General features: G+C 60.6%; 11 protein-coding genes. 4 read left to right on the top strand and 7 right to left on the bottom strand.

Going from position 1 to position 14,167, the window contains the following annotated elements:
• Nucleotides 1-23: 23 nt before the first annotated feature.
• Both eutB and QLG10_RS05835 read right to left on the bottom strand, forming a co-directional pair.
• Nucleotides 24-995, bottom strand: coding sequence for a hydroxyectoine utilization dehydratase EutB (eutB, locus tag QLG10_RS05840; RefSeq protein ID WP_282486081.1), 972 nt, complete (start codon nucleotides 993-995; stop codon nucleotides 24-26).
• 107 nt (nucleotides 996-1,102) lie between these two features.
• Complete coding sequence (locus QLG10_RS05835) at nucleotides 1,103-2,497, bottom strand: PLP-dependent aminotransferase family protein (protein ID WP_110751575.1); 1,395 nt, start codon at nucleotides 2,495-2,497, stop codon at nucleotides 1,103-1,105.
• A 287-nt stretch (nucleotides 2,498-2,784) separates the two neighbouring features.
• On the opposite strand from QLG10_RS05835, the gene ehuB reads away from it, so the two are divergent.
• The 4 genes from ehuB (at nucleotide 2,785) to ehuA (ending at nucleotide 5,922) form a co-directional block, all read left to right on the top strand.
• A complete protein-coding gene (gene ehuB, locus QLG10_RS05830; protein WP_110751573.1) occupies nucleotides 2,785-3,657 on the top strand; it encodes an ectoine/hydroxyectoine ABC transporter substrate-binding protein EhuB in 873 nt (290 codons plus the stop codon).
• A 77-nt stretch (nucleotides 3,658-3,734) separates the two neighbouring features.
• Entirely contained in the window at nucleotides 3,735-4,394 is a 660-nt protein-coding gene (gene ehuC / locus QLG10_RS05825) for an ectoine/hydroxyectoine ABC transporter permease subunit EhuC (protein ID WP_056853232.1), read from the top strand.
• Entirely contained in the window at nucleotides 4,391-5,047 is a 657-nt protein-coding gene (ehuD, locus tag QLG10_RS05820) for an ectoine/hydroxyectoine ABC transporter permease subunit EhuD (RefSeq protein ID WP_110751571.1), read from the top strand. Before ehuC ends, ehuD begins: the two co-directional genes overlap by 4 nt.
• 80 nt (nucleotides 5,048-5,127) lie before the next feature.
• On the top strand, nucleotides 5,128-5,922 hold the full coding sequence (ehuA, locus tag QLG10_RS05815; RefSeq protein WP_110751727.1) for an ectoine/hydroxyectoine ABC transporter ATP-binding protein EhuA: 795 nt from the start codon (nucleotides 5,128-5,130) through the stop codon (nucleotides 5,920-5,922).
• 112 nt (nucleotides 5,923-6,034) lie between these two features.
• On the opposite strand, the gene QLG10_RS05810 is transcribed toward ehuA, so the two are convergent.
• From QLG10_RS05810 to QLG10_RS05790, 5 genes are all read right to left on the bottom strand, one after another.
• Complete coding sequence (locus QLG10_RS05810) at nucleotides 6,035-6,739, bottom strand: OmpA family lipoprotein (RefSeq protein WP_020799779.1); 705 nt, start codon at nucleotides 6,737-6,739, stop codon at nucleotides 6,035-6,037.
• Between the two features lie 104 nt (nucleotides 6,740-6,843).
• On the bottom strand, nucleotides 6,844-7,488 hold the full coding sequence (locus QLG10_RS05805; RefSeq protein WP_110751569.1) for an MBL fold metallo-hydrolase: 645 nt from the start codon (nucleotides 7,486-7,488) through the stop codon (nucleotides 6,844-6,846).
• Between the two features lie 74 nt (nucleotides 7,489-7,562).
• Nucleotides 7,563-10,301, bottom strand: a complete 2,739-nt coding sequence (locus QLG10_RS05800) for a LuxR C-terminal-related transcriptional regulator (protein WP_282486072.1) — start codon at nucleotides 10,299-10,301, stop codon at nucleotides 7,563-7,565.
• Nucleotides 10,302-10,604: 303 nt separating this feature from the next.
• Entirely contained in the window at nucleotides 10,605-11,969 is a 1,365-nt protein-coding gene (locus tag QLG10_RS05795) for a DUF1329 domain-containing protein (RefSeq protein WP_110751566.1), read from the bottom strand.
• 26 nt (nucleotides 11,970-11,995) lie between these two features.
• Nucleotides 11,996-13,933 (bottom strand): DUF1302 domain-containing protein, encoded by a 1,938-nt coding sequence (locus QLG10_RS05790; RefSeq protein WP_188264158.1) that lies wholly within the window; start codon nucleotides 13,931-13,933, stop codon nucleotides 11,996-11,998.
• Nucleotides 13,934-14,167 lie beyond the last annotated feature (234 nt).

Genomic DNA, 14,167 nt, shown 5'->3' with positions numbered 1-14,167 from the left:
CCTTTGAGTCGTTATTGTCGGTTTCACGCATCAGCGCCGGCGAGCACGCGCAGATGCTGGTCAATGTCGACATTGCGCCCGCTCACCACCACCACGATCGGGCCGCGAGGCTCGATCAGGCCATCGAGCAATGCGCCGATCCCCACTGCGGCTGCGCCCTCCAGTACCTGGCGCTCCTCGCGATAGGCATGGCGGATGGCATTGGCAATGGAGGCTTCGCTGAGCAGGTGCAGGTGATCGCAGGTGTTGCGGGTCATGCTGAAGGTGTAACGGTTGTCCAGGCCGATACCGCCGCCGAGGGAGTCGGCCAGGGTTGGCAATTCTTCGACTTCCACCGGGTGGCCAGCTTCGACACTGGCGTGCATCGCCGCCCCACGGAGCATGCTGATGCCATGCGTGACGATTTGCCGGTTGGCGGCTTTCAACGCCAATGCCACGCCGGCAAACAGGCCGCCACCGGACAACGGCACCAGCACCTGGGCGACATCCGGTTGCTGTTCAAGAATCTCCAACCCCAGCGTGCCCTGCCCTGCAATGATTGCCGGGTGATCGAACGGAAGCAGCAGCGTCGCGCCCTGCTCGGCGCAAATTCGCTCGGCTTCGCGCTGGGCATCATCCTGGGACCGGCCGACGATGCACACTTGGGCGCCGAGATCGCGAATGGCCTGGACTTTGTTTTCGGGCACCAGATGCGACAGGCAAATCGTTGCCTTCACGCCTTGTCGGGAAGCGGCATACGCCAGCGCCCGTCCATGGTTGCCTGTAGAGGCAGCGACGACACCCAAGGCCTTTTGCCCGGCAGTGAGTTGCGCCACGGCATTGCTCGCGCCACGCAATTTGAAGCTACCGGTGATCTGCTGGGATTCGAGCTTGAGGTAGACCGGCACACCCAAGAGCCGGGACAGGCTGAAGGAATGCTCCATGGGCGTGCGTCGCACCAGCCGTTCGATACGCTGGCGGGCAAGGTAGACATCGTTGAGCTCAAGCACTGACATGACCGCATCCCGATGAGGTATTGGACGCAGTCTAAAAGGGCAGGATTGTCACGCTGAATGTACTAGGGCAATTTAGTCGACAATATTTTTGACGTCTTTTTCCCCGCTCAAAAGTCGTGGATCTGCGGGTACTGGCTGAAGATTGCGCGCATGTTCACCAACGCATCGCGCATTTCGTCATCGCTGCATTCAGCGCCGACACACATCCGCACTGCCCGCGCCCGCGGTGTACCTCGCACCGTAAAAGGGTCTGGCGAGGTGACTGCGATGTGCCTCTGCCGCAACGTCCGAACAAGGCTGTCGACTTCCCAGTGTACAGGTATGCCGACCCAGGCATTGAGCGCATTCGGATGTTGTCCCAGCACATGTTCGCCCAGATACTCACTGACCATCGCCTGGCGCCCGGCCAATAGCCGACGTTGCAACTGCACCAGGGTGTCGGCACGTCCGTCACGAATCCAGCGGGTGGCAATCTCCGCGACCATCGGCGTCGCCATCCAACTGTTGACCCGCAAAATACTTTCGGTACGCAATGCCAGTCGCTTGGGCATGACCAGGAAACCGACACGCAATCCGGTGAGCACCGACTTGGTCATACTGGTGCAATAGAAGGACAACTCCGGCAGGTAGTGGCTGATGGGCGGGGCGCGACGTTCGTCCAACAACGGCCCGTACACGTCATCCTCGATAATATGCACGCCGAAGCGACGGGCGATCTCGGCAATTTCGCGACGGCGATTGTCCGGCATCAAGCTGGTGGTGGGATTATTCAGGTTCGGCGTGCAGACCAGTGCGGTAATGCGTTCATTGCTGCACATATCCTCGAAATGCTCAGGGTCGATGCCGTGGCGGTCCATCTCCAGCCCCTTGAGGGTAAATCCCAGCACCTGGGAGTTTCCGATCACGCCATGGTCGCTGAGCCCCTCACAGAGCACCACGTCGTCGGGCCCGGCCAGCGAGGCCAGGGCCAGGAAGATTCCGTGGGCAGCGCCGTTGGTAATCAGGATATCGTCGCGCTCCACGCGCAGCCCCTGGCGCGCGATCCAGTGCATGGCCGCTTCACGGTGTGATTCGAAACCGGCGATTGGCCGGAACGCATGAATCCAGGGTTGATCCTCTTCGGTGCTCAACTCGCGGCAAGTGTCGCGCCAGAACTGGTCGTGCTCACGGGTGTGCAAGATCCGCGCGATGGAAAAATCCACCAGCGCCCGTTCAGGACTGTCGAGGATATAAGTGGCCACCCGGTCGCTCATGCGCCGCGAAACGAAACTGCCACGCCCCACTTCGCATCGCACCAGCCCCTGGCGCTCCAGCTCTTTATAAGCATTGGTGACCGTCTGTACGCTGATCCCCATGGCATCGGCGACCTGACGTTGCGGGGGCAGGCGTTGCTCGTTGGCCAACACGCCCTGCTCGATGTCGTCGGCAATCGCCTGAACCAGAATCTTGTATTTCGACTCGCCGCTACGTGCGAGTTCCAGTGCTGCTTTCCACTTGTCCATCGGCGTCGAACCCGCGTGTTTGCCAGTGCCGACAGCATCCCGCGAGAATCCATGCAAAGCAATTGTCCTAGTGCAATGCAATGTGGCGCGAGGCTTTTGTATGCTCGGTCCAAGGTCGATGCACAGGCGACAGAACCCGCCACCCACAATAACCAATCGATCTGTACCGGAACTGTGCCCCACGCCTCGGCTCAACAGGATACGGCTCTTGTACGCTTTGCTCTTGTCACACTGCCTCCTAACACAGAGCCGTCGACGACGGGTCCACAAGAAACAGGAGATTTTCGATGAGCAATTCCCTTCCCCGCAGCTCCTATACCCTAGGTGCCGGTGCGTTACGTCACCTGTTCGTGGCTTGCGCGATATTCGGCCTGGCTGCTGGCGCACACGCCGCCACGACCCTTGAAACCATCACGAAAAACAGCAATATCCGTATCGGCTACGCCAACGAAACCCCGTTTGCCTTCACCGAAACCGACGGTCGGGTGACCGGTGAATCGCCGGAAATCGCCAAAGTCATTTTCGCCAAGATGGGCATCAAGCAGGTCGACGGCGTACTGACCGAGTGGGGGTCCTTGATCCCGGGCCTGCGGGCCGGGCGCTTCGATGTGATTGCCGCCGGCATGTACATCACCCCTGAGCGCTGCAAGCAAGTCATCTTCACCGACCCGCAGTACCAGTTGCCTGACGCGCTCCTGACCGCCAAAGGTAACCCGAAAAATCTGCACAGCTATGAAGACGTCGCCAAAAACCCGGACGTGAAACTGGCGATCATGGCCGGCACGGTCAACCTGAAATACGCACGGGATTCCGGCGTGAAAGATGCGCAGATCCTCCAGGTACCGGACACCACTGCCCAGTTGCAAGCGGTGCGCGCCGGTCGTGCCGATGCCGCCGTGGGCACGCAACTGACCATGAAAGGCCTGGCCGCCAAGGGCGGTGAAAAAGTCGAAGCGGTCACCGACTTCAAGGATGACCCGTCGCATACCGGTTATGGTGCCCTCGCCTTCCGCCCGGAAGACAAGGACCTGCGCGATGCGGTCAACGCCGAGCTGAAAAAATGGCTGGGCTCCGAAGAGCATCTCAAGACGGTCGCCCCGTTCGGCTTCGACAAATCCAACGTGACAAGCAAAACGGCTGCCGAGCTCTGCGCGCCATAGCCGAAACAGGCATGGCGCCGTGGCGCGATGCCTGCTTCCCTGCTTAATCCGGATGTTGAACCGTGCAGGTGTGAACAATGGGTGAATTACTTCCGCTATTGATACAAGGCGCCTGGGTGACCCTCCAGGTGACATTCTTCGGCTCGATCCTGGCCATTGTCGCAGCCATTCTGGCGGCGCTGGGGCGCATGTCGCCGTGGCGGCCGCTGAGCTGGTTCTCGGTCGCCTACATTGAAGTGTTTCGCGGTACGTCGTTGCTGGTGCAACTGTTCTGGCTGTTTTTCGTACTGCCGCTGCCACCGTTCAATCTGGAACTGAGCCCCTACAGCGTGGCCATCGTCGGCCTCGGCCTGCACATCGGCGCCTATGGCGCGGAAGTGATGCGCGGTGCCATCAGCTCTGTGGCCAAGGGTCAGTACGAAGCAGCGACGGCGCTGAACTTCAGCGCCTACAAGCGTTTTCGCCGGATCATCCTGCCCCAGGCGCTGCTGGCGGCCATTCCACCGGGCACCAACCTGCTGATCGAGTTGTTGAAAAACACCTCACTGGTGTCGCTGATTACCTTGTCCGACCTGAGCTTTCGCGCTCGGCAACTGGATCAGGCCACGTTCCAGACCCTGGAAATCTTCAGCCTGGCGCTGGTGATGTATTTCATCCTGGCCCAAGCGATCAACCTCGGCATGCGCAGCATTGAGCGTCGACTGGCGCGCGGCCGGATGCGTGGAGGTTTGTCATGACCCTGTTCGACTGGACGTATGCCTGGCAGATCCTTCCCGATCTGCTGCGCGCCTCGCTCAACACCGTCGGTATTACCCTGATAGGCTTCCTGATCGCCATCGTGCTGGGACTGTTTCTCGCCATCGGCCGTCGCAGCCGCCTGTACTGGCTGTCGTGGCCCATTGCAGGAACGATCGAATTCATCCGCAGCACACCGCTGCTGATCCAGGTGTATTTCCTCTACTACGTGCTGCCCAACTACGGGGTAAGCCTGTCGGCCATGCAAGTGGGGATCGTCGGGATCGGCGTGCACTACGCCTGCTACATCGCCGAGGTCTATCGCGGCGGGCTGGATGCGGTGCCGCGGGCACAGTGGGAAGCGGTGACTGCGCTGAACATTGCGCCCTACAGCGCCTACCGCAACATCATCCTGCCCCAGGCCCTGCGGCCGATCCTGCCACCGCTGGGCAACTATCTGGTGGCGATGCTCAAGGACACGCCGGTGCTGTCGGCCATCACCGTGGTGGAAATCATGCAGCAGGCCAAGAACATCGGTTCCGAAAACTTCCGCTACCTGGAGCCGATCACCATGGTCGGCCTGTTTTTCCTCGCCCTGAGCATCGCCCTGGCTTATCTGGTACGGCGCCTCGAACTGCGCCTGGAGCTACGCTAATGACCTCTCCACTCTCGACCTCCAACGACCTTTCCCGGCGCGGCAACCTGACGCCGCTGCATCCGCAAGAGGCCACGGCCATGCATCCACCGCAAGCGCTCCAGCCGATTGTCAGCTTCCAGGACGTCACCAAAAGCTACGGCAATTTCACGGTGCTTGACCATCTGAACCTGGACGTCACGCCCGGCGAGAAGGTCGCGATCATCGGCCCCAGCGGCTCGGGCAAATCCACGCTGTTGCGGGTACTGATGACCCTCGAAGGCATCGATGACGGCTTGATCCGGATTGAAGATGATCTGTTGACGCACATGCCCAATCGCAACGGTGTATTGGTGCCGGCCAACGACCGGCACATCCGCCGCGTACGCGGCAAGATCGGCATGGTGTTCCAGAGTTTCAACCTGTTCCCGCACATGACGGCGTTGCAAAACGTCATCGAGGCGCCGGTGCAGGTACTGGGCATGAAACCCGCCGAGGCCCGCGAGCGCGCGGCGGATCTGCTGGAGCTGGTGGGGCTGGGCAGCAAGCTGGGGCACTACCCTTCGCAACTGTCCGGTGGGCAGCAGCAACGGGTAGCGATCGCACGCGCCCTGGCCATGCGACCCAAAGTCATGCTCTTTGACGAAGTCACCTCGGCACTCGACCCGGAACTGTGTGGCGAAGTACTTAACGTGATCCGCAAGCTTGGTGCCGAACATAACCTGACCATGCTGATGGTCACGCACCAGATGGGTTTCGCCCGGGAATTCGCTGATCGCGTGTGCTTCTTCTACAAGGGCCAGATCCATGAACAGGGCACCCCGGCGCAGATCTTCGAGCATCCGCAGCAGGAACGTACTTGCGCGTTCCTCAGTGCAGTGAAAGAGGCTAACTGAGGGGGCATCAGATCTGGACTCGTCGCGACGGGCCGGCACAGGCAACAAAAAAAATGCCCGATTATCGAATCGGGCATTTTTCATTGTGCCAAGTGTATTGCCGAACGCTGCCTTATTGCTGAGCACCGTACTGCTGGCCTGGAATCGCCTTCAGGTTGACCTCTACCCGGCGGTTCTGCGCCCGACCATTGGCATCGGCGTTGCTGGCGACCGGGTTATCCGGGCCGGCGCCACGGGCGCTCAGGTTGGTGCCGCTCACGCCTTGCGAGGTCAGGTAAGTCGCCACGCTTTGGGCGCGACGCTGGGACAGGTCCATGTTGTGCTGACGGCTGCCGGTGCTGTCGGTGTAACCGACGATTTCGATCTGGTTCTGGTTGAACTCTTTCAGCGAGCCGGCCAGGTTGTTCAAAGGCTGGTAGAAGCTCGAAGCGATGTTCGCCGAATCGGTGGCGAACGTGATATTGCCCGGCATGATCAGCTTGATCTGATCGCCCTCACGCTGCACTTCGACACCGGTGTTGGCCATGCTCGCCCGCAATTTTTTCTCCTGCTGGTCGGCGTAGTAGCCGTAACCGGCAGCGGAAGCGCCCACTACGGCTGCACCGATCAGCGCGCCCTTGCCACGGTTGTCGTGGTTGATGGCAGCACCGGCCACTGCACCTGCCAGAGCCCCGAGGCCACCGTACTTGGCGGTTTTGCTCATGCCCGTGGAGCCGCTATCGGCCTGGCCCTGGTTGTCGTAGGGGTTGGGCGATGCGCAACCGGCCAACAAAGCCACGGCAGTAGCGACAATAATCAAACGAGGCGTGGTGAACATGTAGAGCTCCTACTTTTTTGCATTCTGTGGTGCAACGGTTTCAAGCATCGAACCATTGCCGGTGTTGGATCGTTTCCCGAGGTAAAAATTCCACTCGTTACAAATCAGGCGCGAACAAAAGGGTTCTCGCGCATTTCATCACCCAAGCGCGTATCCGGACCATGTCCGGCCACGACCGTCGCCTCTTCGTCGAGGGTATACAAACGCTGCTTGATCGAACGCACGATGGTCGCCTGATCGCCGCCCCATAGATCCGTGCGCCCTACCCCGCGCCGGAACAAGGTATCCCCGGCAATCAGCAGCTTCGCGTCGGAAAACCAGAAGCTCATGGAGCCTGGGGTGTGACCCGGTGTGTGCAAAGCCACACCACAACCACACGCCAACTCTTCATCGTCGGCCAGCCAGCGGTCCGGCGACGGTACCGGCGTGTAGGGCACGCCGAACATCTGGCATTGCATCTCCAGGTTGTCCCAGAGAAATTGATCTTCCTTGTGCAGATGCAGGGTGGCGCCGGTTTTTTCCTTCAACTGGCCAGAGGCCAGGAAGTGATCGAGGTGCGCGTGGGTGTGAATGATACTGACCACCTTCAGGCCCAAAGCATCGAGCCGCGCGAGGATCAGTTCGTGATTGCCGCCCGGATCGACCACGATGGCTTTTTTCGTGATCGGATCGCCGATGATCGTGCAGTTGCACTGCAACGGGCCGACGGGGAAGGTTTCGCGGATCAGCGCAGGTTTGGCAGCGTCCATGGGTGTTCCTGGAAAAAATGGATGGCCTATTCTGGCACAGGCATGTCCGATTGCGGGGCGTGAGGGACCCAACGCTACACCAACACCCCCAATTCCTTCGCCCGCGCCACCGCCTGCGTGCGCCTCTCTACCCCCAGCTTGCTGTTGATATGGCTGGCATGGGTTTTCACCGTGTGCAGGGAAATGAATAGCTGGTCGCTGATTTCCTGATTTGAGCAGCCTTGGGCGATCAGGCGCAGGACGGCCATTTCCCGGGTGCTGAGTTGTTCTGACGCGGGGATGGGCTCCAGCGTCGGGCGAGAGGTCATGGCTGGAAGTTTGTCTGCAAGTTCCTGGGTAACCGGGGTCGACGCACAGAGTTGAAGCTGCCCACGCAGCCAGTCTGGGTGCTCGGCCAATAGCTTTTCAAAGGGTTGCAGTACGCCGCCGGCTGCGGCGTCCAGTGCCTGGACCAGCGCCTTGCGGGCCTCGGGTTCGCGGCCGCTGCCCAGCAACAGTAAAACTTTTTGCGTCAGCGCCATTGCGCTGAGCATCTGCCGACCGGTTTGCTGGCCGTGTTCGAGCAGCGCATTCAATCGCCCTTCGGCCAGCATCGGCTGGTTCTGGATAACCTCCAGCAACGCTTGCTGCAGTTCGATGTGCAGCGGCAATTGTGGATGGAATTCCGGTGGCGCGGCCGGCTGCTCGCCGTTATAGGTCTGCCCCAATCGCGCCAGCCAGGCTTGCGCCAGGTCGGTACGCCCCTGGGCCAGCCAGAGTTCGCATTTGACCAGGGTAATCATTGCCAGGTAGTAGATCGGCGGCACGTCCCAGATGTGCATCAGCCGCTCGGCTTCGGCGAGCTCGGCAAAGGCCTTGGCGAACTCACCGCTGTTGCCTTCAAGCCGGGCGATCACGCAATGGCCGATCAGGACGCTGATATCACGACAGGCGCGGGCTTCACCTAAACCGGCCTGCAAGCGTAGCCGCGCCGCCTGAGGTTGCAGGCGCAAGGCCAACAGGAAGCCCTCATACAACGTCAGTCGGGCACGTACGGCAAAGAGCCGCTGCGCCGGCAGCCCCTGCATGCGTTGCAGCCCTTGGCGGACTTCATCCAGTGCTCGCAGTATTTCGCCCCGCGCCTGCAATACGCGAGCGCGGTCGTAGTGGGCCAGCGCCTCGAACAACGGATTGCCAACCCGTTGCGCCAGCTCCAGGGAGTCACGGTTCAACGCCCTGGCACGCCACATGTCGCCATCGGCAATCGCCAGGTTGGACAGGGTCGAAAGGCACATCAATCGCTGGCCATAGCGCTTGCACGGAAGACTCTCCAGCGCTTCGGTGCAGTAACGCAGGGTCAGTTCGCGGTTACCGCGCCCGCGCGCGATGATCCCGCTCAGGGCCAGCCATTGCGCCAGCATCGACTTCTGCGCGGTGGCCGACGGCGCTGGCAGGAAGCGGCTCAGGTGGCTGGCCAGTTCCTCGGCAGCGTCCAGCTGGCAGGCCAGGCCCAACGCCCAGCTGTAGAGCACGATCAGGCGAGGCGTGCTGATCAGCAGGCTATCGGGCAAGTCCATTTTCCAGCGCAGCAACATGCCGACGTTCTGTTCGGCCAGCAGTTGTTCTTCGGAAAGGTTTTGCACCAGGTTGGCCGCAACGTCCAGGTGCCCGGCTCGCAACGCTTGCTCGACCGCTTCATCGAGCAAGCCCTGGGCGTTGAACCAGCGACAGGCACGCAGGTGCAGGCTGGCGGCCGGCACCATCGATTGCGCGCCCGGCCGGGTGCGCAGCAGGTCGGAAAACAGATGGTGATAGCGATACCAGTGGCCGTGTTCGTCCAGCGGCACCAGGAACACTTGGTGGGCAGCCAGGAAGCGCAGGATTTCGGCGCTGTCATGGGCATCGCGAATGGCGTCGCACAGTTCGCTGCAAAAACGCTCCTGGTGGGCGGTGTCGTAGAGGAAGGCTTGTACCTCGGCGGGCAGGCAATCGATCACTTCTTCGAGCAGGTAATCGCGGATCAACCCTTCCCCACCGTGCAGTGCCTGGGGCAATGCCCCCTGATTGCCTGCCTCGGAGGCGGCCAGCAACCAGAAGCGCAACCCGGCAACCCAGCCTTCGCTGCGCTGGATCAGGTTTTCCAGCGCCTCCCCACGCAACGAACTGCTGTGCCGATCGAGCAGGCTCAAGGCTTCATCGTGGGTCAGGCGCAAATCCTGCTCATGCAACTCCAGCAGTTGGCGCGACAGGCGCAACCGCGCCAGGTGCCAGTCCGGACGTTGTCGACTGGTGACCATCACCAGCAAGCCATCGGGAAGGTGGTTGAGGAAAAACTGCAGGCAGCGATCGAGCACCGGCCCCTGGGCCAGGTGATAGTCATCGAGCACCAGCAACAGGGGGCTCGCCGTCGATAGATGCACGGCCAGCTCGTCGAGCAGCCCGTCCAGCCATTCTTCGAAGGCGAACGGCTGATGACGCTGGCGCATCTTCAATAATCCGAGGGACTGCCTGCCCAGTTGCGGAAAAAAATCCTGCAGGCCTTCGAGCAACCGCTCGAGGAACCGGCCCGGGTCGTTGTCACGCGGGCTCAGCCCCAGCCAGAGACTTTGCCAGTGCGGCGGCAGTGCCTGACAGAACTCCACCGCCAACGAACTCTTGCCGAACCCGGCCGGTGCGCTGACCAGCAGCAACCTGCCACCGAGACCGGCGCTCAGGCGCTCGCACAAGCGTGGACGCAGCACATGGCCGTCCGGCAATGGCGGTCTGAAAAAGCGCCCGTCCAGCGCGGCGACAGCGACGCTTGCAGGACCTGGTGGTGGGGACAGATCAGTCATGGCCGGCTCTTGTTAGTGTTGCGGGTGGCGGCGTTGCAGATCTCCGCAGACTAGCGGTAAACGAGGACGGAATGAAGGTTATTGCTACAAATGGCTACAAAAAGTCTACACACACTGTAGGAGCGAGCCTGCTCCGGGCGGCGTTCCGACGATGGTCGTGAACGATAGCGCGTGAAGTCTGGCACCACGCGGTGCTCTCTGGTTTTTCGCGAGCAGGCTCGCTCCTACAGGGGAAAAGCCAAAAAAACGCCCCGAACCAGTCGGGGCGTTTTTCCAGAGGATGCGGCCTCAGGTCATTGCACGTTAGCGAACACCATCCTGGCGCAATGCGGCCGGGGTGAAGTCGCTGGTGGTGGCGGTGAAGCCGAAGTCATACGCCGACTTCTCTTCGTTCTTCATGCCCAGTGCCAGGTAACGACCCGATTGCAGGTCGTACAGAGCCTCCAGGGTGTACCACGGCACCTGGACGTTGTAATAGTTCTGGGCATGGGCTTCCGCCACGCGCCAGAGTTGATTACGACCGTCGTAGTGGTCGATCACAGCCGCCTGCCAGGTGTCTTCATCGATGTAGAAGTCACGCTTGGCGTAGATGTGGCGCTGACCTTCCTTCAAGGTCGCCACCACATGCCATACCCGGCGTAGCTCGTAGCGAGCCAGGTCCTGGTTGATGTGGCCGGCCTTGATGATGTCGCTGTACTTGAGCTTCGGATCATCGAGCTTGTAGGCGTCGGAAGCGATGTACATCTCTTTCTTGCCTTCGAGCTTCCAGTCGTAACGATCCGGTGCGCCGTTGTACATGTCCAGGTTGTCGGAGGTACGCAGGCCGTCTGCCGCAGTACCCGGGCCGTCATAGGACACTTGTGGCGCACGACGCACGCGACGCTGACCGGCGTTGTAGACCCATGCCGAACGCGGTTCCGCCACTTGGTCGAGGGTCTCGTGCACCAGCAGCACACCACCGGCCAGACGTGCCGGCGCGGTCACTTTCTGCTTGAAGTAGAACAGGATGTTGCCCGGGTTCGCCGGATCGTAGTCCTTCATCTTGTCACGGAATACGAACTGGTCCTGGAAGTACACCAGGCTGAACGAACCGTTCGGCTGTGGCGTGGCCTGGGTGACCAGTCGGGTTACGCTGCCGCCGCGATAACGGGTGATGTGGTTCCAGATGACTTCCACGCCGCTTTTCGGAATCGGGAACGGTATCGCGGTTTCAAAGTTTTTCAGCCCGTTGCCACCTGATACCAGCTCGGTGTTAGTGGCGTTCTTCTTGATGGCGGCGAACACGTCATCCGGCACGGTGGCACCGCGATGGGACGGGTAAACCGGCATCTTGTAGGTTTCCGGGTAGCGCTTGAACATCGCGTACTGCCCCGGAGCGAGCTTGTCCTTGTACTGGTCCACGTTCTGCGCGGTGATGGTAAACAGCGGTTTTTCGCTGGCGTACGGATCGGACAGGAAACCCTTGCTGTCGACGCTGCCGGCATTTTTCGGCATCGGTTTCCAGGCCGGGATCGAACCGTCGGCATTGCCCGCCATTTCGGCGCCCATCGGGGTCAGGCTCTTGCCCAGCTTGTCCGCTTCTGCCGCCGGGACCGCTGCCATTACGCTGGTCGCCAGCAACGACAGTCCCAGGACACCGGCGTGGAACAGACTCTTGGTTATTTTCATGTGTGTACTCGTCCTGAAAATAGTGCTTAGAAGTTCACGCCAAGGCTGAGCGCAACGAAGTCGCGGTCATCCACGGTGGTGTACTTGCCGTCGAAGAAGTTGGTGTACGCCAGGCTTGCGGTGTAGGTGTTCTGGTACTCGGCATCGACACCCAGGCTGACCGCCTTGCGACCTTCCTCGAAGTTGCCGCCTGGGCCAGGGGAGTAACCTTCCACGTCGTGGGACCAGGCCACGTTCGGCTTGAGGTTCACACCGGCGAATACGTCGTTGTATTCCCAGATGGCGCGACCGCGATAGCCCCAGGAGTTGGCAGTGGTAAAGCCGTCGTTTTCGCAGTAGCGACTGACGTTGTTTTGCGGTCCGCCCGCCAGCGTGCCGCTGTTCAAAGTCACGCACTGGTTGTTCGGCAATGGACCAGGGCCGTAGCTCGGGTCACGGCCGTAACGTGCCTTGGAGTTGCTTTCCAGGCCGCCGACGTGGGTCCAGCCGACTTCACCCACCAGGGTCAGACGCTCGGCGCCCATCACCTGATCGAAGAAGTGGGTCAAGGTCGTTTGCAGCTGGGTCACTTCCTTGCGGCGATAACCTTGCTGGTCCTGCCCTGGCGTGCCCTTAAGTACGGAAACGTTAGGGTTGAGCGGTGTCAGACCGGAAAACAGGATATCGGTTGTGTTGAGCTGGACCGGCGCATTCGGCCGGTAGCTGACTTCACCACTCCACGCGGTGCCGCTAGGCAATGTGGTGGAGAAGCTCAGGCCGTACAGTCGGATATCTTCAGGGTACTCGACGTAGTAGCTGGAGTTGCCCGCCACCACCAACGGCAGCAAGGTCGGCGCCAGGCCCGCCGCCACACCCAGCGGTAGGCCGGAGCCCACCAGCCCGCCTACCAGGCCAGCACCACTGTAAGCGCTCGCCGGCGCGCCATGGCCACTGAAAATCGGCGCACGGCTGTGGTAGTTCATGAAGTAGGCGCCGAATTCGGTGTCCAGCGGATCGAACATGTACTTGAAGGACACGCCGAACTGGCCGCTGTCACGGGCATCGCGATCCGGGCCACGACGAACGATCACGCCTTCGTCCGGGTTACCCCAGGTCACGCCCCTGGCGCCGAGGGTATTGATGGCAGCGTTACGCGCCCCGGCCGGCAGCCCCGCCGCCGCCAGCGCACTGTTGAGCCCGTTCTGGGTACGCAATACCGCCAGGTTGTTATCGCAACCATCAGCGATCACGTCCGGTTGCGAGAAGAACGTGCCGCAGTTGTCGACGACAGTCTGGTCCCATTCGATCTGGTAGAAGGCTTCGGTCGAGAGATTTTCGGTGAGGCTCTGGGACACGTAGAACATGTTGACCGGGATCAGGCCTTCCTTGATCTCGGCACCGGGACGACGGAATGCGGACACATCGATCGGGTTGATCGAGTTGATACCGCTGCCGATGAAGGTACTTTCACCCCAGCTCACCACTTGCTTGCCCAGGCGTACGGAACCTGGCTGATCGGCAATGGCGTAGTTGTGATAGACGAAGGCGTCGAGGATTTGGCCGCCAGCGGACTTGGCGCCTTCCTTGCGATTGTCGTCGCTGATGTCCTTGAACGGACGGCTTTCGTCCTTGAGTTCAAAGTCGTACCAATATTTGCCGCGCACGAAAATGCCGGTGTCGCCATACTTCAACTCAAGGTCATGGATGCCCTTGAAGATCTTCGAGAAAGTTTCACCGCTTTTGAAGTTCAGGTGGCCGTCATCGGAAGTCTGGGACAGGCCACGACCGCCGTTGTTGACGCCAATGAGGTTTTTGTTGGCGCTTTCAGTAGACCAACTCGCGCCGATCGACAGGGAAGAGTCGAATTGACCTTCGATTTCACCGATGTTGAAACTGACGCCGAATGCAGGCCCGGCGAGCGTAGAGGCAAGGCTGACGGCCAACGGCAATTTAGCCCGGCGCCAGAACTGGTTTACTGATGTCATCGACGCTTCTCCATGTGCATTTTATTGTTATGGCAAATAGCACTTCTAAAAACGCTTGGATAACAGGGAGCCATGGCTTCCCAAAGTCACTCCAAAGTTGCATCGCCCCGGTTTGTGCGTTTGCTCCGTTCTTAAAAATCCTTGAGCGGACTATAGCCAGCAGGTAGTAGTGCTTGATCCCTCTAAAGTGTGATTTGCGCCTGCCAGGCACTCTGGACCAGTCCATTGCCATGC

This window comes from Pseudomonas sp. V98_8, assembly GCF_029967975.1.
Lineage (GTDB): Bacteria > Pseudomonadota > Gammaproteobacteria > Pseudomonadales > Pseudomonadaceae > Aquipseudomonas > Aquipseudomonas umsongensis.
Note: the sequence above shows the minus strand (reverse complement) of the source record. Positions and strands in the feature narration are given on the sequence as shown.

Excerpts from the sequence above, each read along its gene's own strand:
- eutB (WP_282486081.1), bottom strand. The coding sequence starts at position 995 with ATGTCAGTGCTTGAGCTCAACGATGTCTACCTTGCCCGCCAGCGTATC.
- QLG10_RS05835 (WP_110751575.1), bottom strand. The coding sequence starts at position 2,497 with ATGGACAAGTGGAAAGCAGCACTGGAACTCGCACGTAGCGGCGAGTCG.
- ehuB (WP_110751573.1), top strand. The coding sequence starts at position 2,785 with ATGAGCAATTCCCTTCCCCGCAGCTCCTATACCCTAGGTGCCGGTGCG.
- ehuC (WP_056853232.1), top strand. The coding sequence starts at position 3,735 with ATGGGTGAATTACTTCCGCTATTGATACAAGGCGCCTGGGTGACCCTC.
- ehuD (WP_110751571.1), top strand. The coding sequence starts at position 4,391 with ATGACCCTGTTCGACTGGACGTATGCCTGGCAGATCCTTCCCGATCTG.
- ehuA (WP_110751727.1), top strand. The coding sequence starts at position 5,128 with ATGCATCCACCGCAAGCGCTCCAGCCGATTGTCAGCTTCCAGGACGTC.
- QLG10_RS05810 (WP_020799779.1), bottom strand. The coding sequence starts at position 6,739 with ATGTTCACCACGCCTCGTTTGATTATTGTCGCTACTGCCGTGGCTTTG.
- QLG10_RS05805 (WP_110751569.1), bottom strand. The coding sequence starts at position 7,488 with ATGGACGCTGCCAAACCTGCGCTGATCCGCGAAACCTTCCCCGTCGGC.
- QLG10_RS05800 (WP_282486072.1), bottom strand. The coding sequence starts at position 10,301 with ATGACTGATCTGTCCCCACCACCAGGTCCTGCAAGCGTCGCTGTCGCC.
- QLG10_RS05795 (WP_110751566.1), bottom strand. The coding sequence starts at position 11,969 with ATGAAAATAACCAAGAGTCTGTTCCACGCCGGTGTCCTGGGACTGTCG.
- QLG10_RS05790 (WP_188264158.1), bottom strand. The coding sequence starts at position 13,933 with ATGACATCAGTAAACCAGTTCTGGCGCCGGGCTAAATTGCCGTTGGCC.